This is a genomic window from Niallia taxi (genome assembly GCF_032818155.1).
Classification (GTDB): Bacteria; Bacillota; Bacilli; order Bacillales; family Cytobacillaceae; genus Niallia; species Niallia taxi_A.
Map to the genome: position 1 here is coordinate 3,395,139 of NZ_CP102589.1, position 18,358 is coordinate 3,413,496.

Annotated in this window: 17 protein-coding genes; 3 read left to right on the top strand and 14 right to left on the bottom strand. The window is 37.9% G+C overall.

Going from position 1 to position 18,358, the window contains the following annotated elements:
- The first annotated feature begins 58 nt into the window (after positions 1-58).
- On the top strand, positions 59-529 hold the full coding sequence (locus NQZ71_RS16935; protein WP_144452095.1) for a hypothetical protein: 471 nt from the start codon (positions 59-61) through the stop codon (positions 527-529).
- Between the two features lie 232 nt (positions 530-761).
- The gene (gene rpe, locus NQZ71_RS16940; protein ID WP_144452094.1) at positions 762-1,409 is read left to right on the top strand and encodes a ribulose-phosphate 3-epimerase; all 648 of its coding nucleotides are present in this window, start codon (positions 762-764) and stop codon (positions 1,407-1,409) included.
- A 347-nt stretch (positions 1,410-1,756) separates the two neighbouring features.
- On the opposite strand, the gene NQZ71_RS16945 is transcribed toward rpe, so the two are convergent.
- The 6 genes from NQZ71_RS16945 to NQZ71_RS16970 form a co-directional block, all read right to left on the bottom strand.
- Complete coding sequence (locus NQZ71_RS16945) at positions 1,757-2,908, bottom strand: M20 family metallopeptidase (RefSeq protein WP_144452093.1); 1,152 nt, start codon at positions 2,906-2,908, stop codon at positions 1,757-1,759.
- 889 nt (positions 2,909-3,797) lie between these two features.
- Entirely contained in the window at positions 3,798-4,499 is a 702-nt protein-coding gene (locus NQZ71_RS16950; protein ID WP_144452092.1) for a GntR family transcriptional regulator, read from the bottom strand.
- 76 nt (positions 4,500-4,575) lie between these two features.
- Positions 4,576-5,985, bottom strand: coding sequence for a glycoside hydrolase family 1 protein (locus NQZ71_RS16955; protein WP_144452091.1), 1,410 nt, complete (start codon positions 5,983-5,985; stop codon positions 4,576-4,578).
- Positions 5,986-6,237: 252 nt separating this feature from the next.
- Positions 6,238-6,513 carry a YqhV family protein gene (locus NQZ71_RS16960; RefSeq protein WP_144452090.1) on the bottom strand — a complete coding sequence of 92 codons (276 nt, stop codon included), beginning with the start codon at positions 6,511-6,513 and terminating at the stop codon, positions 6,238-6,240.
- Between the two features lie 92 nt (positions 6,514-6,605).
- Positions 6,606-6,815, bottom strand: a complete 210-nt coding sequence (locus NQZ71_RS16965) for a heavy-metal-associated domain-containing protein (protein ID WP_144452089.1) — start codon at positions 6,813-6,815, stop codon at positions 6,606-6,608.
- A 645-nt stretch (positions 6,816-7,460) separates the two neighbouring features.
- Positions 7,461-7,577, bottom strand: a complete 117-nt coding sequence (locus tag NQZ71_RS16970; RefSeq protein ID WP_127735686.1) for a DUF4023 family protein — start codon at positions 7,575-7,577, stop codon at positions 7,461-7,463.
- Between the two features lie 291 nt (positions 7,578-7,868).
- On the opposite strand from NQZ71_RS16970, the gene NQZ71_RS16975 reads away from it, so the two are divergent.
- Positions 7,869-9,362, top strand: coding sequence for a peptide MFS transporter (locus tag NQZ71_RS16975; RefSeq protein WP_144452088.1), 1,494 nt, complete (start codon positions 7,869-7,871; stop codon positions 9,360-9,362).
- 47 nt (positions 9,363-9,409) lie between these two features.
- On the opposite strand, the gene NQZ71_RS16980 is transcribed toward NQZ71_RS16975, so the two are convergent.
- The 8 genes from NQZ71_RS16980 to nagE form a co-directional block, all read right to left on the bottom strand.
- Positions 9,410-11,119, bottom strand: a complete 1,710-nt coding sequence (locus tag NQZ71_RS16980; RefSeq protein ID WP_317011035.1) for an adenine deaminase C-terminal domain-containing protein — start codon at positions 11,117-11,119, stop codon at positions 9,410-9,412.
- Between the two features lie 12 nt (positions 11,120-11,131).
- Positions 11,132-12,193, bottom strand: coding sequence for an ABC transporter ATP-binding protein (locus NQZ71_RS16985; RefSeq protein WP_144452086.1), 1,062 nt, complete (start codon positions 12,191-12,193; stop codon positions 11,132-11,134).
- Between the two features lie 16 nt (positions 12,194-12,209).
- Entirely contained in the window at positions 12,210-12,998 is a 789-nt protein-coding gene (locus NQZ71_RS16990; RefSeq protein WP_127735698.1) for an ABC transporter permease, read from the bottom strand.
- Between the two features lie 6 nt (positions 12,999-13,004).
- Positions 13,005-13,826, bottom strand: a complete 822-nt coding sequence (locus NQZ71_RS16995; RefSeq protein ID WP_317011036.1) for an ABC transporter permease — start codon at positions 13,824-13,826, stop codon at positions 13,005-13,007.
- A gap of 24 nt (positions 13,827-13,850) precedes the next feature.
- Entirely contained in the window at positions 13,851-14,780 is a 930-nt protein-coding gene (locus NQZ71_RS17000) for a nucleoside hydrolase (protein WP_275004477.1), read from the bottom strand.
- An 18-nt stretch (positions 14,781-14,798) separates the two neighbouring features.
- Entirely contained in the window at positions 14,799-15,842 is a 1,044-nt protein-coding gene (locus tag NQZ71_RS17005) for an ABC transporter substrate-binding protein (RefSeq protein WP_127735707.1), read from the bottom strand.
- Between the two features lie 220 nt (positions 15,843-16,062).
- Positions 16,063-16,377 (bottom strand): DUF2294 domain-containing protein, encoded by a 315-nt coding sequence (locus tag NQZ71_RS17010; RefSeq protein ID WP_285849607.1) that lies wholly within the window; start codon positions 16,375-16,377, stop codon positions 16,063-16,065.
- Positions 16,378-16,873: 496 nt separating this feature from the next.
- Positions 16,874-18,328 (bottom strand): N-acetylglucosamine-specific PTS transporter subunit IIBC, encoded by a 1,455-nt coding sequence (nagE, locus tag NQZ71_RS17015; RefSeq protein WP_260053701.1) that lies wholly within the window; start codon positions 18,326-18,328, stop codon positions 16,874-16,876.
- Positions 18,329-18,358: the final 30 nt, after the last annotated feature.

The following is an 18,358-nucleotide window of genomic DNA, read 5'->3' on the forward strand; positions in this document are numbered from 1 at the left end:
AAATTATTGTTCGAATATGATAGACAAATAGATAGAAGCGAAAAAAAGGAGTTAAGCAATGAATTCGATTTACAAAACACATGAAGATTTAGCTGATAATACTGAACTGCAGCAACATATTTTGCAAACTTTTGGATTGCAGTCCAAAAAGAAGCGTGTTAAGAAAAAACTATTAAAGCAGCTTGTTTCCCAAGAAAGCTTGATCAATAAAGTCGTTCAAGAATTCCAATTTGATGGGCAAACACCAGCAGCTGCTGAAAAAGTACAGGTAACGGAGGAAAAAGTCCAGACAACTACGGAAGAAAAAGCAGTTGCAGAAACAAGCACTCCATCCTTTACTACTCTTCCAGTAACTGCATTACTAAAAGTCGGCAAAGCGTTCTTTAAAGAAGAGGAAGCTGTCCGTTATTATTATAATAAAAACAAGCCGGAACAATACAAAAACAAGGAGCTTCTTGTTCAATGTATTTCAGAGGGCTACTTGAATTCAACAGAGGAAATTCAAAAATCGATCGAACAATCCATATAATTAAAAAGACCAATTAATTAAAAAGACCCAATCTTTGTGCTGCAGTTTAAAGATTGGGTCTTTTCTCATATCTTCAACTTGACACCGCATTCTGTATACTTCAATTTTCTTGGATGCTCTGTTATAATTTTTTTAGGAAAAGAATTGAAGCTTTTATTGCCATTTTCTTAATGGATGTGACATAAATGGAAAGCTTGCTGTATTACACTACATATGTTGGAGGCAATTATCTATGGTTAAAATAGCACCATCCATTCTTTCAGCTGATTTTGCAAAACTGGGAGAAGAAATAAAAGATGTAGAGCGAGGCGGAGCCGATTATATCCATGTGGATGTGATGGACGGCCATTTTGTTCCAAATATCACTATTGGACCATTAATTGTAAGTGCAATTAGACCGATTACAACACTTCCTTTGGATGTCCATCTCATGATTGAAAACCCTGATCAATACATTCCAGCATTTGCTAAAGCTGGTGCAGATATTATTACCGTTCATGCAGAGGCATGTCCACATCTTCACCGTACACTTCAGCTTATAAAAGAGCATGGTGTTAAGCCTGGTGTTGTCCTTAACCCAAGCACACCTGTTGAAATGATTAAGCATGTGATTGAAGATGTTGAAATGGTCCTGCTTATGACTGTTAATCCTGGCTTTGGCGGACAAGCATTCATTAAAAGTGTACTGCCAAAAATTACAGAGGTACGCAAACTGGCTGATCAGTTCAATCCAGGCTTGGAAATTGAAGTCGATGGCGGCGTTAATGAGCAAACTGCCATTCTTTGCAAAGAGGCTGGTGCTAATGTTCTTGTTGCAGGCTCCTTTATTTATGACAGTGGCGATAGAGCAAAGGCAATCAAGGCTGTTCGTGGAGAATAAAGGCTGGGACATAAGTATGTGAATCCGCGTAAAAACCGAACCACTTAATCAGTTAAAGATTAAATAGTTCGGTTTTTTAGTTTTAATACAATTATTACAAATCTTAGTGAAATGGAGCAGAGGACACTCGACTCCTGCGGGAAATAGAGGAAAGGCTGAGACCCCGCAGGCGAAGACGAGGAGGCTCAGCTTCCTCCCCGCGGAAAGCGAGAGGACGAGCGCGCAATGAAACGAACTAAATTTATATCCATATTCTATTTAGTTACGTGCTTTATTTTTTTAATTTAGATGTAATTTTATTATTCGTGTTTAGAAAGATTATCTTTTGTTTTGTCCTGGCCTCTCTTTTAAGCTGTCATTTTTACTTTTGCGGTTAATTTTGTTAAGACTGTTGCCAGCAGCAATGTTCGTTCAACAAATGTATTTAGCTCTAAATATTCTTCTTCACTATGGGCATTTCCACCCACAGGCCCCATTCCATCTATCGTCGGGATTCCCATTGAGCTTGTAAATGCGCCGTCAGATCCTCCTCCAGTAAATGTATCCTTCACTTCAATGCCAAGCTCTTTTCCAGCTTCCTTGATTATCTTTAATAGTTGGATAGATTGACTGTTTTTTTCCATTGGCGGTCTGCTGATGCTTCCTTTTACTTCAATTTCTGTTCCTTCCACATCAGAGACAGCACATATTTCTCTAATTTGCTTATCAATTATTGGTGCTTGATCCATTTTTATCAGACGGACATCAACCCCAGCTGTGGCAGAGGATGCAACTGTATTGATAGAGGTTCCGCCCTCTATCATTCCAACGTTTACTGTTATGCCGTCTTGATATTTTGTCAGTTTCTGAAGTTTAATTGTTTTGTATGCAAGCTCTTCAATTGCACTTCGGCCTTTTTCATGCTCAACTCCTGCATGGGCGGAGGTTCCCTTCACCTTAATCGTGTAACGTCCTCCGCCTTTTCTGGCAGATACAATCGAACCATCCTTTCTTCCCGGTTCTACAATTAAAGCGTAATCCTTGTTTCGTGCTGTATGTTCAATAAGCTTCCTTGAGTTGGATGACCCAATTTCTTCATCACTATTTAGGACAATTTCCACATTTCTGATTGCGGAAGCATTAACCAGTGCTAAGGCTTTTATCGCATATAGGACAGACACAAGACTGCCCTTCATATCTACAACACCAGGTCCATATGCTCTGTTTCCTTCTATGCGGAAGGGACGTTTTTCTACCGTTCCTTCTGGAAAAACAGTATCCATATGTGCAACAATAATAATTTTAGGATCTTTTGCATCCTGATGGCGTAGCACGAGATTATTTCCGGTCTTCTTTTCCTTTTTAATTGTCGACACAAATCCAGCCTCTGTAAATTTACCTTCGAGTATTGCTGCTATTTGGTCTACCCCTTTTTTTACATAGCTGCCACTGTCAATATTAACTAGTTCTTCGAGCAGCTCAATCATTTCCTTTTCCCTTTCTCTTAAATAGTCCTCCATTTTGGTGTTCCCCCCTGAATTATCTACCAGCTTATTCTATAAAGTTCCTTATATAGCTATAAAGAATTTAACTGTGTTTTATGCAATAATATTGTTTGATCACTTTTTTATTTGTTGTTTTTATTACGATACCTAACAGCTTATTTCCTGTTTTTCATATCGCAGACAGCAGTTATCATTTGCCTTGATTAAGATTTCTGTAACAACAGTATGAATTTATATAGCCCGTTGATTCCTCTGTTATATGATGAAGGTATGCATTGAAACTCCTTGTCAATAATAGTATATGCAAGCTTCATTCCGTTTGGAGACAGGGCTATTTCCTCTATATGTCATTTTTATTCTATTTAATTATCTTTACATTAGAAGGGTTTATAAGGAATATAACTAAATCAAAATTATGGGGATGACAATTTCCATCAATAAGAATACCTCTCTTGTTTCCCTTGCTTCTAATAGTTAAGTATCCTGGCTGCCGGTAAGTGCTTAATAAAATAACAGCATTCCATCTGGGGAAATTACGATTTGCTCTGACGCCTTGTTATTTTTTCAAAAAATAACTGGTGGATATCCTCTCCATTGCTGTTATGTGCTACTCCCATCTTGTGCATGATATCCACTTTTGAACTTGTCATCACTATGTATAAAAAGTATTTATTTTCTCCATAGTCTTCAAACTTCTGCCTTACATTGATAAGCATAAATGAACAGTTAAATATACCAAAATATCCATAACTTACGCTGCCATTTAACCCTTTTTAAATTTACAGATTATTTAGAATAATTAACACTAATAACATCTAGTATAGGGACCCGAAATATTCTTGTCAATACAGGCCCGGCATTAGAATTAGATTCGTAATGAAAAAAGACTGCTTGTCAAAGCAGTCTAGAAGGTCAGTGCCAGCAATTTTGCTGAAGAATAATTATACTTCTCTAACGATACATTAAAAACAACGCCTGTGTTTAAAAACACCGTATTTTCAATAATTAATGCAGGGTCACCTTCTATCAGTTTCAGATGATCTCCATCTTCTTTTGAAAGTTTATCACAGTATATAAGCTTATCAGCAAACCCTACCTTTAGCTTTAAATCGTCTGTTATGTAACGATAAATGGATGTTTGAGCTATTTCTGCATTTAAATAGGGCACTGCCTTTTTATTATAATATGCTTCTTCCAGAACAAGGGGCTCACCATTAACGAAGCGAAGTCTTTTTATAAAGTAGAGGGAATCACCAGGTGCACATCTCATCTTTTTGGCCAATTCTTCATTAGCCTTTATTAAAGACAGGTCAATAATTTGGCTGCTCATATCGTGTCCGGCTAATTCCTTTGTAAGACCCTGCATTTTTCGGATAGTTATACAGCCAGGCCGGGAAAATTCCCTTAGAAAAAGCCCGCTGCCTTGGACTTGATAAACATAACCTTGATCTGCCAGTATATTTAACGCACGTCTAATCGTGTTTCTGCTCACTTGAAACTTTCGCATCAATTCCTCCTCAGTCGGAAGCTTCTCATTTGCTTGGAACTTCCCTTGGAGAATATCATGCTCTAAAACACTTGCGACCATCTGATATTTGACTGTCACTCAAATTCCCTCCCTTTCAAATAAAGAGGGGTATGCCTCTATCATTCTAGAAGTATACCCACTTTTCCTTACGCTCTTAAAGCTCTTCTCCTCTTGTTTCAATAATATGCTTGTACCAGTGGAAGGACAGCTTTTTCTTTCTTGCCAGATTATTATGATGATCAACATAAATAAATCCATATTGCTTTTTATAACCGTTCAGCCAGCTTAGCAAATCGATAACAGACCATGCATAATAGCCTTTTAGGTTAATGCCTTCGCCAATTGCTGTCTTCACAGCTTTTAAATGCTCCTCAATATATTTAATCCTTGGAACATCCATTATCTCATCCTCAATGACAGGATCCTCGTCACCAAGTCCATTCTCCGTGATATACAGCTTTACATCACCATATCTTTCCTTGATCATTCGCAGTCCTTCAAGGAATCCTTCTGCAGAGATTTCCCAGCCCCATTTTGTGTATACCTTATCCTCCATCATGACCGTCCGGTATACACCGTCAAAGGATGGGTTCCCCGGTCTGCCTGTTGAATTATCACGACTGACCTCAATGGCTTCTGTCCCTCCTTGAATCCTTTCAACACGAGCCGGTTGGTAATAGTTAAGCCCGATGAAATCATTCATTCCAGCAGTTTCCTGTAAAAGCTGAAGCTCCCCATCAGTCCAACTTGGAGTTAAGCCTTTTTCCTCTAATGCTTCTAACACATATTTCGGATATTCTCCTTTAAGAATAGGATCATAATACCAATATGTTTGGTAGTAGTTGGCATGATTGGCTGCAAACAGGTTGTCCTCGTTTCCGTCGACACTGAATGCAGGATTAAAAACATGCGTAATCCCGATTTCTCCGTATTGTTTCAGCTCTTTATATTTCTTCACAGCCATAGCATGTGCAAGGAACACATTGTGCGTTGCTTGGAAATATTCTTTATGTGCATTTATTAAGCCTGGTGGATGTGCGCCATTTAAATATCCTAACGTACAAAAGACGATTGTTTCATTGAATGTAATCCAATGCTTTACTCTGTCACCGAATGCTTTAAAACAAACTTCAGCATATTTAGCAAAAGCATTTGCTGTGCGTTTATTTGTCCAGCTGCCATCCTCCTCTAGCGGTAAAGGAAGATCCCAATGGTAAAGGGTCACAAATGGAACAATGCCGTACTTTAAGCATTCATCTATTAAATTATTATAGAATTGAATTCCTTTTTCATTGATTTCGCCATCTCCATCTGGAATGATTCGAGCCCAGGAAATGGAGAAGCGATAGGATTCTAAGCCCATTTCAGCCATTAATCGTACATCCTCTTTATAGCGATGGTAATGATCTACAGCAACATCGCCATTTGTTCCTTCAAATGTTTTTCCCGGTATCTTCGAGAAAACATCCCAGTTAGTCACACCTTTGCCATCTTCATTCCAAGCACCTTCTACTTGGTAAGATGCAGATGCTGCGCCGAATAAAAAATCTTTAGGGAATTTCATAATATGGAACCTCCATTATCAATGTTAGCAAGTATCATTTATTTATTAGAACTTCTTAAATTTATTGGTACAACTATATAGTAAACGCTTTCTATTGTTTTGTAAACGCTTTATTTTTCTGTGAAAACTGTCATTAAAAATATTATCACTGCAAGGCAGTTGTAAAAACTATTCTTAAAGTGAACAAAAGCTTTTATCGTTTAGGCAATAAAAAAAAGCGAGCCCTGAAATTAATTAGGGTCGCTCTTCCTTTTAACTGCTTCTTACTCCATACAGGATAAAGCCAACACCTGTCAGAACAAACAGCATTTTTCCGAAGGATATCTTATCGGCAATGCTAAACAGACCGATTGTTGTCGTTGCAATAAGTATCAGCGGTCCCACTATTGCTAGGGAACTGTTGATGATAAGTGCTTTTTCTATTTGATTGGCTTTCAGCATTAACATTGCTGCCGCTATTTCTATACAGCCTGACAGCAGTCTAAGCAAAGCCATACCTAACACTGCCTTTTCAAATAAAGAAAACATATTCTCCTCCTGTAAGTCTAGCAAATTTACTATAAGTATATGCACCTTCTAGCTTTATAGGACATGTTTTCTTTTATTGGCAGTGATGCATATCAATTAACGGAGTGAAAGCCTTGCTCTTTTATTTTCTCCAAAACAGATTCCTTCGTAATCTGTTCCTCATGGTACATAATTTTCACTTCACCGTCTGACACATCAACAAGCGCTCTCTCTATTCCATTCGTATTTAACAATGCTGCTTCCAATGTTTCAATTGGTTGTGCGTTTGTCGTCTCCTGTAAATAAACAGTCATTTCCTTCATTTGTAATACTCCCTTTCATACATTCTTTGTATAGTAAGTAGAGTACCCGTTATGGCTTACAAACATGCTTTTTTTCAGTTGAAAATATGCAGCTTTTATCCTGCTGAATTGTCTTGATGCAATGTACACAACAGCCTAACTCCTCTGTAAACACATACCACTTTTGACAGTTTAGGCATTTTTTATGTAGCTTCTCGTTTATTAGCAAATCATATCCATAATATGTTACTACACGCTCAATTTTCACCTAATCCCTCCCTTAACAGCCCTCTTTACATTATGCAAATAGGGTTAGGTGGTGCTTTTCCAAGAGAATGGAATAAAAAAAGAGTCTAGGACCAAAACAAAAAATAATCTTTTTAAACACGAATAATAATATTACATCTAAATTTGAAAAATGAAGCTTGTGACTAAATAGAATATGGAGTTAAAATTAGGTCGTTTCATTGCGCGCTCGTCTTTGCCTGCGGGGTCTAAAGCGTCCTCTATTTCCCGCAGGAGTCGAATGGCCTCCGCTTCATTCCACTAAGATTTCTAATTATTTTATTAAAACTAAAAACAAAAAAAACGAACTACTTAATCAATAGTCGATTAAATAGTTCGTTTTTTACGTTATTCCATATACTTATGTCCCGGCCTCCTAAATTAATGCTGTTTGTTAGGAAGGCTGCTCTCTGGATGACCTTTTCCTTTATGTTTGTTTTTCTCTTGCTTTTTGTTGTTTTCCTTTAAATTTGCTACAAATTCACTTGTATCCTTCATACTTTCACACCTCCTATAGAATATAAACATTTGTTAATTTATCCGAATGTGATAAAATAAATTCTATTTCTTCACATTTCCGTTTATTCCAATTTATGCCTAAAAAACTTATATAGGTATAATAAAATAACAAATTACTACGATAAACTACATAAAGCTACAAATAAATAAAAATTGGAAAAACATGTTTAATCCTTTAACGCACAATATTGTTCGATATATTAAAAATCTTTTTGACAAAACATCTGTTTTTTCAGTATTATATTAGAATACTAGAGGAGGTTCATAATAATGCTAGACTTAAATAAACAGAAAATTGTGGACAGTGTTCCACAAAAGGGTTTTTTTGGTCATCCAAAGGGACTTTTCACTCTGTTTTTCACAGAGTTCTGGGAGAGATTCTCCTATTACGGGATGAAGGCTATCCTCGTTTACTACATGTACTATGAAGTAACAAAAGGCGGACTTGGCATTCCTGAAACTACTGCATTCGCTATTACGTCCATTTACGGGTCGCTTGTTTATATGTCAGGGATCATCGGTGGTTGGTTGGCTGACAGAATTTTTGGTACTTCTAAAGCAGTATTTTATGGCGGAATTTTCATCATGCTTGGTCATATTGTTTTAGCAGTACCAGGAAGCATCAGCATGTTCTTTGTATCAATGGTGCTTATCGTTATTGGTACAGGCTTACTTAAGCCAAACGTATCAAGTATTGTCGGAGATATTTATTCACAGCAGGACAATCGCCGCGATGCAGGCTTCAGTATTTTCTACATGGGTATTAACCTTGGCGGATTCCTTTCACCTCTAATTGTCGGTGAAATCGGCATGAACACAAGCTTCCATTTAGGCTTTGGTCTTGCTGCAATCGGTATGTTTATCGGACTATTAGTATTCATGTTCACAAAGAAAAAAAATCTTGGTTTAGCAGGAACAATTGTTGCCAATCCGTTATCTGCTACTGAAAAGAAAAAGGTTTATACAATCATCGGTATTGGTATTGTTGTTATTGCCATCATTTTAGCAATTACTATTCCAGCTGGCATTCTTACATTTGACACTTTCGCTATTGTGGTAGGAATTCTTGGATTCTTGATTCCAGCTATCTACATTACGGTAATGTACCGCAGTCCGAAAACGACATCTGACGAACGCTCCCGTTTGATTGCTTATATTCCATTATTCTTGGCATCTGTTATGTTCTGGGCAATTCAGGAGCAAGGTTCAACAATTCTTGCAGGATATGCGGACAAGCGTACACAGCTTGATTTTGCTGGCATGCACTTGTCACCAACATTATTCCAATCACTGAATCCATTATTTATCATTGTATTTGCACCAATTATCGGATGGCTTTGGGTAAAGCTTGGCAATCGCCAGCCGTCCATTCCTAAGAAGTTCTCAATCGGATTGCTGTTTGCAGGTCTTTCCTTCTTAGTAATCCTGCTTCCTGCTTATTTTGGCGGAGAAGGCTCACTTGTAAATCCTTTATGGCTTGTACTTAGCTATTTCATCGTTGTTATCGGGGAGCTTTGCTTATCTCCTGTAGGTTTATCTGCAACGACTAAGTTAGCACCTGCTGCATTCTCTGCACAAACAATGAGCCTTTGGTTCTTGTCAAATGCTGCAGCTCAAGGGTTAAATGCACAGATTGTTAAATTCTACTCTGAAAAAACAGAAATGATGTACTTCGGTATTATCGGTGGCTGTTCGATTGTATTAGCCATCGTATTGTTCCTTCTATCACCAGCAATTCAAAACAAGATGAAGGGCATTAAATAATAGCACGAAAAAAAAGAACTAGATCACCGATCTAGTTCTTTTTTTTGCTATTTAACCACCAAGGAAACAACCTTTCCTTTATTCACATCAATTAATCCGTGATCAGTAATTTTTAATGCTGGGCTTACTGGTAGTGATAATGTGCTTAATGACATGATTGCATTATAATGTTCATAGCCGAGTTTGTGGAGTATTGCTGTTAAATGTTCTACTTGCTTGGAAATAATAGCTAATGGTTCTTCTGAAAGAATACCACCAACAGGCAGTGGTACATTTGCAAGAATTTCGCCATCAAGGACACAGCAAATTCCGCCTTGCTGCTGGATTACTGCATTTGCAGCTATCACCATATCCTCCTTATTTTGACCGAGCACAAGAAGATTATGATTATCATGGGAATAGGTTGTTGCTACAGCACCTTTTTTGAGAATATCGCCGCCGATTAAGCCTCTTGCACTATTGCCGTTTTTTCCATACCGTTCAAATGTGGCAAGAAGTCCGTATGCACTTGTTTCCCATTGCAGCTTTCCAGCTTCAACAAGTAATTCATCATGCTTTTCCTCTGTAAAGGTAGAGCCGTTTTTCACATTCATCGTGCGGCAGATTACATTGCCGTCTTGCTGTGGAAGATTAACATTGAAATCTGCCTCTTCCAGTTTGCCCATACTAACACTCTCATAGAAGTAATCAGGGAATTGGCGGCTGCTTGCTTCCTGTACATAGGAAATTGCCTCATCGTATACTTTTTTACCATTTTTATACACCTTTTGAATGTGGAAGCTGTTTAGCTCTGAAACTAACAGAAAATCTGCGAGCTTGCCAGGTGCAATTGCTCCTCTGTCATACATTCTCATTCTAGCAGCTGGTGTATAGGTACAGGCATAAATCGCTTTTTCTGGGGGCATTCCCATCGCGATGGCTTTTTTGAGGAGAACATTTAAATGGCCTCTGCTTTGCAAGGAATCTGCCATCACATCATCTGTCACAAAACAAAAATGCTCATCCACTTGATGCTCCAGCAAGTAATTCATTACTTCATTTGTCATTGATTTTTCCTGAATTTCAAGGAACATGCCAATAGCAATGCGCTCCTTCATTCCTTCAACGGTCTGATGCGTATGATCTGAAGTTACTCCTGCAAAGGAAAGCATCTGCAACTCAAGGTCAAGAAGCTTCGGAACATGGCCTTCAATAATCAGCTCTGGATAGTTCTTTGTTATATAAGCTAATATTTGATTCGTTTTTCCGCCTGGCTTGGAAATGACATCATAATAATTCATGATTTCACCAAGGCATTTTATGTTCTCTGTTTGCAGCAGCTCCTCGATATCTTCTATTTCTATCGCACCACCAGTTGTTTCCATGCTAGTTGCAGGAACCGAGCTTGGAATAGCATAGAACATGTCCAATGGATAGTTCTTGCTTGCCTTAATCATCTCTTTCACACCTGCTATTCCAAACACGTTTGCCATTTCATGAGGCTCTGGTACAATCGTTGTCACACCATTCTTCAGTAATCCATAAGAAAATGTTGCTGGTGTTACCATTGTGCTTTCTATATGAAGATGAATATCAATCAAGCCTGGTACTAAATACATGCCATTTGCATCTATTATTTCTTCTGCCTCAAAGGTTTCATTACCTTTTAATCCGATATAAAAGAACTTGCCATCCTTAACAGCTGCATTTCCCTTAGTAAATTGCTTGAAATAGCTGTTGTAAACCATTGCCTCTTTTATTAGCAAATCGACTTTCATCGTTGATCCCTCCTATTCTACAAGCACCATTTGATCCTTTGGAATAATTAAGACCACTTCTTGTCCAGTATGATACGGTGCTATCATTTCCTTATTGACAGTGAAATCACCGATTGGTGTACTGACAACATATTGATAGCTTCTGCCGAGGAATGTTGTTATTTTTATTTTGCCTGGGATTCCGTTCGATGGAAGAACTTGTGTTTCATTCCATTCCGCAAGAATGAAGTCATCTGGTCGTATAGCTCCTACCTTTTTATTCGGGCTCATATGCTCATGCATATCAAGTGTGAATACACGGCCATTCTTTTGAAGCTCTACTAGTTCCCCTTTATCTTCTCTGCTCTCAAACTCGATGAAGTTTTTAAAGCCAATGAAATCTGCTACAAATTTTGTTGCCGGATATTTATAGATTGTTGCCGGATTACTTAATTGTTCGATTACACCTTTATTCATAATTGCTACTTGATCAGAAATAGAAAAGCATTCTTCTTGGTCATGTGAAACATACACTGTTGTTATTCCAAGCTCTTGCTGAATTCTTCTTATTTCCACACGCATATTAACTCGTAAATTAGCATCTAAATTACTCAGTGGTTCATCAAACAACAAAATATCTGGTTCAATTACTAGCGCTCTTGCGATTGCTACCCGCTGTCTTTGTCCTCCTGAAAGCTCTCCAGGAAATCTTTTTCCATAGCCTTCTAGATTAACGATTTCTAACATGCGCTCGACGCGCTTTTCTATCTCTGCCTTTGAAACTTTACGCAAACGAAGTCCGAACGCAATATTATCTGCCACAGTTAAATGAGGAAACAGAGCATAATTCTGAAACACAAATCCGAAGTTCCGCTTATTGACTGGAACCTTTGTATAATCCTTATCTCTAAACAAAAACTTTCCATTTGTTGACTGCAGGAAGCCGGCAATCAAACGAAGTGTTGTTGTCTTACCGCAACCACTAGGACCAAGCAGGGATACAAGCTGCCCTTTTTCTATCTCAAGATTAAAATCCTTAAGGATTTCTTTTTTGTTATATGCTACAGATATGTCTTGTAATGTAAACAAAGCCATCCTTATTCATTCCCTTCTATCTTTTTGTAAAGTAGGATAATCCCATCAATCGCTCTACGATAAACATAAACAATGCGGTGATAATCATAAGCAATACAGATATTGCCGCAACTGTTGGATCAAAGTAGTTTTCTACATACAACAGCATCTGAATTGGGAAGGTGCTCACACCTGGCCCTGTCATGTACACAGAAATATCGACATTATTAAATGATTCCAAAAAGGCAATCATTACTGCCGCAATGATACCTGACTTAATATTTGGGATAACGATTGAAAAAAATGTACCGATTCTGCTTGCTCCCAAACTAAGTGCTGCTTCCTCAATAGAGAAGTCAAAGTTAGTTAAGCTGGACGAAATGACGCGAATGATAAACGGGAGCATGATGACCGTATGGCCGATAAAAAGGGACGTATAAATCGGCAATTCATATGCAACAACAATGTATCTTAAAAACGAAAAACCAAGTACAATTCCTGGGATAAGAATTGGTGAAACGAATATTCCATTAATAATTCCCTTACCTGCAAAATCAAATCGGCTTAATGCATATGCTGCCGGTACACCAAGCAACAATGCTAGAATATTCCCTGCTATTGAAACGATGATAGATGTCTTGAAAGTACTCAAGAACATTTCTACTTTAAAAATATTTTCATACCATTTAAATGAATACTCTTCTGGTGGGAACTTTAAGATGCTTCCGCCCTCAAAAGAAGTAATTGAAATTATTAGCAATGGCCCAAGTAAAAAAACAAAAACTAGGAATGTAAACAGGGCCAATCCTCTATTCTTTTCCTGCATACACCTCTACCCCTTCGGATTAAGTTTTTTTGCTGCTCCATTCATAATGGAAATGATAATAAAGGTCACAACTATCATGATTGTTGCCACAATAGAAGCTAGCTTCCAATCATTTAATGTAATCGCATTTTGATATAAGAATGTGGAGATAACTCTTTGCTTTCCTCCTAATAACGCAGGTGTCGTGTAGGCTGTAAAGCTGCCGACAAACACTAGAATGCTGCCAATTACTAGCCCAGGCACACATAATGGTACGACAATCTTTAAAAAGACACCGAGCTTGGATGCACCAAGACTCTCTGCAGCCTGCAGCAAATCCATTTCGATATTCTCCATTACTCCAACAAGTGTCACGATAACTAAAGGAAGAAACAAATGCACCAGACCGATAATGATGGCTGTTGGTGTATAAAGTATCTCAAGCGGCTGGTTGATAAGCCCTGCTCCTAAAAGCAGCTTATTGAGAACCCCGTTTTTACCGATAATGATCATCCAGCTAAAAGAGCGCACAACAGGGCTTGTTAACAGCGGAAAAATCGTTAAAAGCAGGAATACTGCTTTTTTACGTGCTTGAAGCTTAGAAATGTAATAAGACACCGGAAACCCGATCAGTATACAAATGATTGTCGTCAACAGACTGACACGCAATGTCGTTAATAATATTTTGATGAAATAATCATCTTTAAAGAAATCAACATACCCTTTTATACTAAATGTTCCATTATCATGAAAGGTTGTTCCGATCATAGATAAGATTGGAATAACCATAAATACAGTCAAAAACAGCAATCCTGGCATAAGCAACAGGTATAGATATCTTTTCTTCATCTCATCACTCCCTGTTTTTTTAATTTAAGAATTTAAGATTTTAATAAACATTGCAAAAAAAGCTTCTGCATCAACTTCAAGACATACTTCCAAATTAGGCTGCTTGTTTAAACGATTTTGAAAATCACAAACGAGCTGCCCATCACATAGCTCACTTTTCGTTTCTACATCTACATAATGCTTTTCTGTCACAGCAATTGTATTGTTTATAGCAATCCCAACCGCTAACGGGTCATGCATGGCACATGCATGCACGCCGTAGCGAGAATAATATTTCTCCTGATAGTCTCTTGTGCTTTCTTCTATATAACTTGCAAGCTTTTCATTTTTCAGCTTGCTGATATGTTCCTTAGTCAGCAACGCCTTTCTTGTCACATCCAATCCAACCTGGACAATGGCCGGAAAACCAGCCTGAAGGACAATTTTTGCCGCCTCTGGATCCACATATGCATTAAATTCAGCTGTAGGTGTTATATTGCCGACTCCTTTAACTACACCGCCCATGAAAATTACTTTTTTGACATGCTTTGTTATTTGAGGACATTTCTTAACAGCTAAAGCTAAATTTGTAAGAGGTCCAGTACAGACAAGTGTGACCTCTCCGGAAAAACTTAAGATCGAGTTTATGATGAAATCAGGCGCAAATCCATCACTCGCCACATTGCGTGCAGGAATATCCTTTAGCGCACCTCCAAGCCCATCCTCTCCATGAATGCGGTGTTCGAAAAACGGCTCTCGGAAAAGTGGCGTTTCCGCCCCCTTAATAACGGGTATTTCTGTTTCTTCAAGCAAATCAAGAATCTTACATGTATTAACGGTCGCTGCATCTAAAGAAACATTTCCGTTTACTGTCGTTATTCCCAACAGGTCGAATTTTTTGCTTTTTACGGCAAGAAGGATGCCGATTGCGTCATCAATTCCTGTATCCACATCAAGTATTAGCTTTTCAGGCATGCTAGATTCCTCCTACTATTATTGGATTAGCTCTCTGTTCCAGCGATCAATCCAACCTTTAAGATTATCATTAACAAATTTCATATCCATCGTATGAAGGCTGTTGATTAAGTCTTCTCCGTATGTTAGTCCTTCTGCTTCTTCATCTGACAATTGAACGTCAACATTAACTGGGGAATCAACTTTATTTTTTGCTGATTTCTCTTGAGCCTCTTTACCAAGAATATAGTTTATGAATTTTTCAGACAGATCCTTTTGATCAGTACCTTTTACAACGTTCATTGTGTTCATAACTGCATAACCGCCTTCAGCAGGTGTGACAAATTCTGCATTCGGAACAGCTTCTTTTAAGTCAGCAAAATACATTTCCATAATCGGACCAGCTGCTATTTCACCTTGCGCGAACATGTTAACATATTCAGATGTTTGTCCATATTCCTTCACAACGCTTGGCATAATTTCCTTCAAGGAAGTGAATGCAGCATCCTCATTAAATGTTTCTTCACCTTTTACCATTGACGCTATATCTACCATCATTGGTCCTGTTGTTGAAGTGATGCTTGGGATCGTGATTTTACCTTTCATATCAGCGCTCCATAAATCCTTCCAAGAAGTAATCTCTATAGGAGACTCATCTGGATTATAGGCAATTCCGAACTGGGCAATTGTATAAGCAGGTCCATATTCTTCTCCAAGTGGAGCTTTAGCGACATCATAGATTTTATCTACGTTAGGAATATTTTCACGATCAATCGTATCGAATAGGCCATCTTGAATGCCTTGCTGTGCATAATAGTCTGATAGGAAAATAACATCTACATCTGAGTTGCCTTGTTTAATTTTGTTAAGACGGTCTGCATTATTACCTGTGTCTAACACGATTTCTACGTTGTTTTCCTCTTCAAATGGCTTATATATTTCTTTACGGAAGAAGTCCTCATTGAATCCCCATGTGGAAACAACCAGTTTTTCCTTTCCTTCACTTTCAGAACCTTCGTTTGAACCGCATGCTGCTAATAATAGTAAAGATGATGCTGCAACTGCTTGAATTATTTTCTTCATTACGAGCCCCTCCATTTTTTATCGATTATTTTTATATATAATTGCTGCTTATACTCCCCTTTTTATCCTGCTGGTAAAAGCAGAACAAAAAAAGACAATCTTAAATAGAATCATTCTTCTACTTAAGATTGTCTTTTCTTTGATAAACAAAGGGAAAACTATCTTTAGTCTTTATATTTCGGCGTTTCACTCAGATAAATCCAAGCAAAAATCCAATATTTTATTTCAAGACAATATTTGTAAAGGCAAATTGAGTGAATGAATCATAATCTCTTAATATAGCTTCTATATTCCAACCGGTTTGTTCCTCGACCTGAGTTCTAAACTTTTTCTTGAACAACAGAGACAGATGAAAGTCCACTTCAAGCTTTAAGCTTGGTACCTCACCTTCTAATGCAGCAGATCTAGAAGCTCTCGGATGCTTGGCTTGCAAGGTTATTATGTTTTGATCGATTGTTACCTTTAGCAAAGTGGTGCCAGCACCAAATAAATCTTTTGATACTTTATTATAGATTTGAGAAAGCAATCTCTTCATTTCATTCGAATCTATGATAATCACCTGCCAAACAATTTATATCTGTATTATACATACCTTTTTATCCTCTGACAATAGAATGTGCGTATTTTAATTAAAAAAATATAAAAAAATAGATACAAACATAAACTTTTAAGTCAAAATACGAACTATCCAAGCTGAAGCTTTGTTATTATACACATTGAGATACTAGAAAAAAGCACTCTTAGTCGTATATTTTATCCTGTATCCTGTAAAAATACGAGGTACTTGTCAGATTATCTGACCTTATTCCTTTGCACCTGGTCCATTTTAATATTGTTACATCATATCATTATTAAATTATTTAGAAAATTACTTTTTTCAAAAAAAAGCAGGATTCTTTGGAATCCTGCTCTTTAGACAGAATGAACTACTTAAAGGATAGTTTCCCACTAACCCAATAAGAGTCACACCTATCTGCTTCAACCCGAAACAATTTTAATTTTATGTTTCTATTATTTGTCTGCTTTAAGTCTTATTTTTCTTCCTGTCTAATCTTCTCGATTTCGTCTGCTACGAATTGCACTTGTGTACCAACGATTACTTGAATGCTTGTCGGTCCGACAATATTGATTCCCGGCACGCCTGTAGCTTTGATTTTGCTTTGATTAACTGTATTCATATCTTTCACTTCAATTCTTAACCTTGTTACACAGTTATCAACAGATGCGACATTTGCATCTCCGCCCAAGCCCTCGTAAATTTCTGACGCCATAACAGCAAACTTATTGTCATTATTTATTGGTGCTGTAGCAACCGCTTCTTCTGCTGTTTCTTCTTCTCGTCCTGGTGTGGACAAATTAAACTTCGTGATAAGAAAACGGAACAGTGTGTAATAGATACAAGCGAAAACTAAACCTTGAACAATCAGCATATACGGTTTGTTTGCAAGTGGCAGTCTTGAGCTTAAGATAAAGTCAATTAAACCTCCACTGAAGGAAAAACCTGCAGTCCAATGGAAGGCAGCCGCAATTGCCAAGGAGAAGCCAGTAAGCACTGCATGAACTAAATAAAGTCCAGGTGCCGCGAACATAAAGGCAAACTCAATTGGTTCTGTCACACCTGTTACGAATGCAGCAATACCTGCTGCCAGCATAAGGGACGCAATTTGCTTCTTTCTTTTTGTTTTTGCTGTATGGTACATTGCTAAAGCAGCTGCTGGCAAGCCGAACATCATCACAGGGAAGAATCCTGCTTGATACATGCCTGTTACACCTTTTTCTCCTTTACCATTCCAGAAGTTCCCTATATCATTAATTCCAGCTAAATCAAACCAGAATACGGCATTTAAAGCATGATGGAGACCTGTCGGGATAAGCAGCCTGTTGAAGAAACCATATAAACCAGCTCCAATTGCTCCCAATTTACTGATTTGTGTTCCAAATGATACTAAACCACTGTAAATAGCCGGCCATAAGAACAAGAGAATAACTGCAATTACTAGCATGCTGACAGCACTTAAAATCGGCACAAGTCTTTTTCCGCTGAAAAACGCAAAAGCGGCGGGAAGCTGCGTTTTACTGAACTTGTTATACATCACGGACGCAACAATACCGGAAAGCATCCCAATAAAGGCATTTTCAATTTTTGCGAATGCAACATTCACATCCTCCGGATTAATGCCTTGAAGCATTGCGACGGAATCTGTGGATAACAATGTTTTAATCACAAGAAAAGCAACTAAACCACTTAATGCAGCAGAACCGTCCTTGTCCTTAGATAACCCTAACGCCACCCCTACTGCAAACAAATATGGAATATTATCAAGAATGGAAGAACCTGCCTTGATTAGAAAAGCGGCAGTTGGACTGTCTGCTCCCCATCCTGAAGGGTCGATTGCATAACCTATCCCCATAAGTATCGCTGCCGCTGGCAATACAGCTACAGGCAGCATTAAAGCTCGACCAAGTTTTTGCAAATAAGCTTTCATCATTTTTTCCCCTTTAGTTTCTAATAAAAA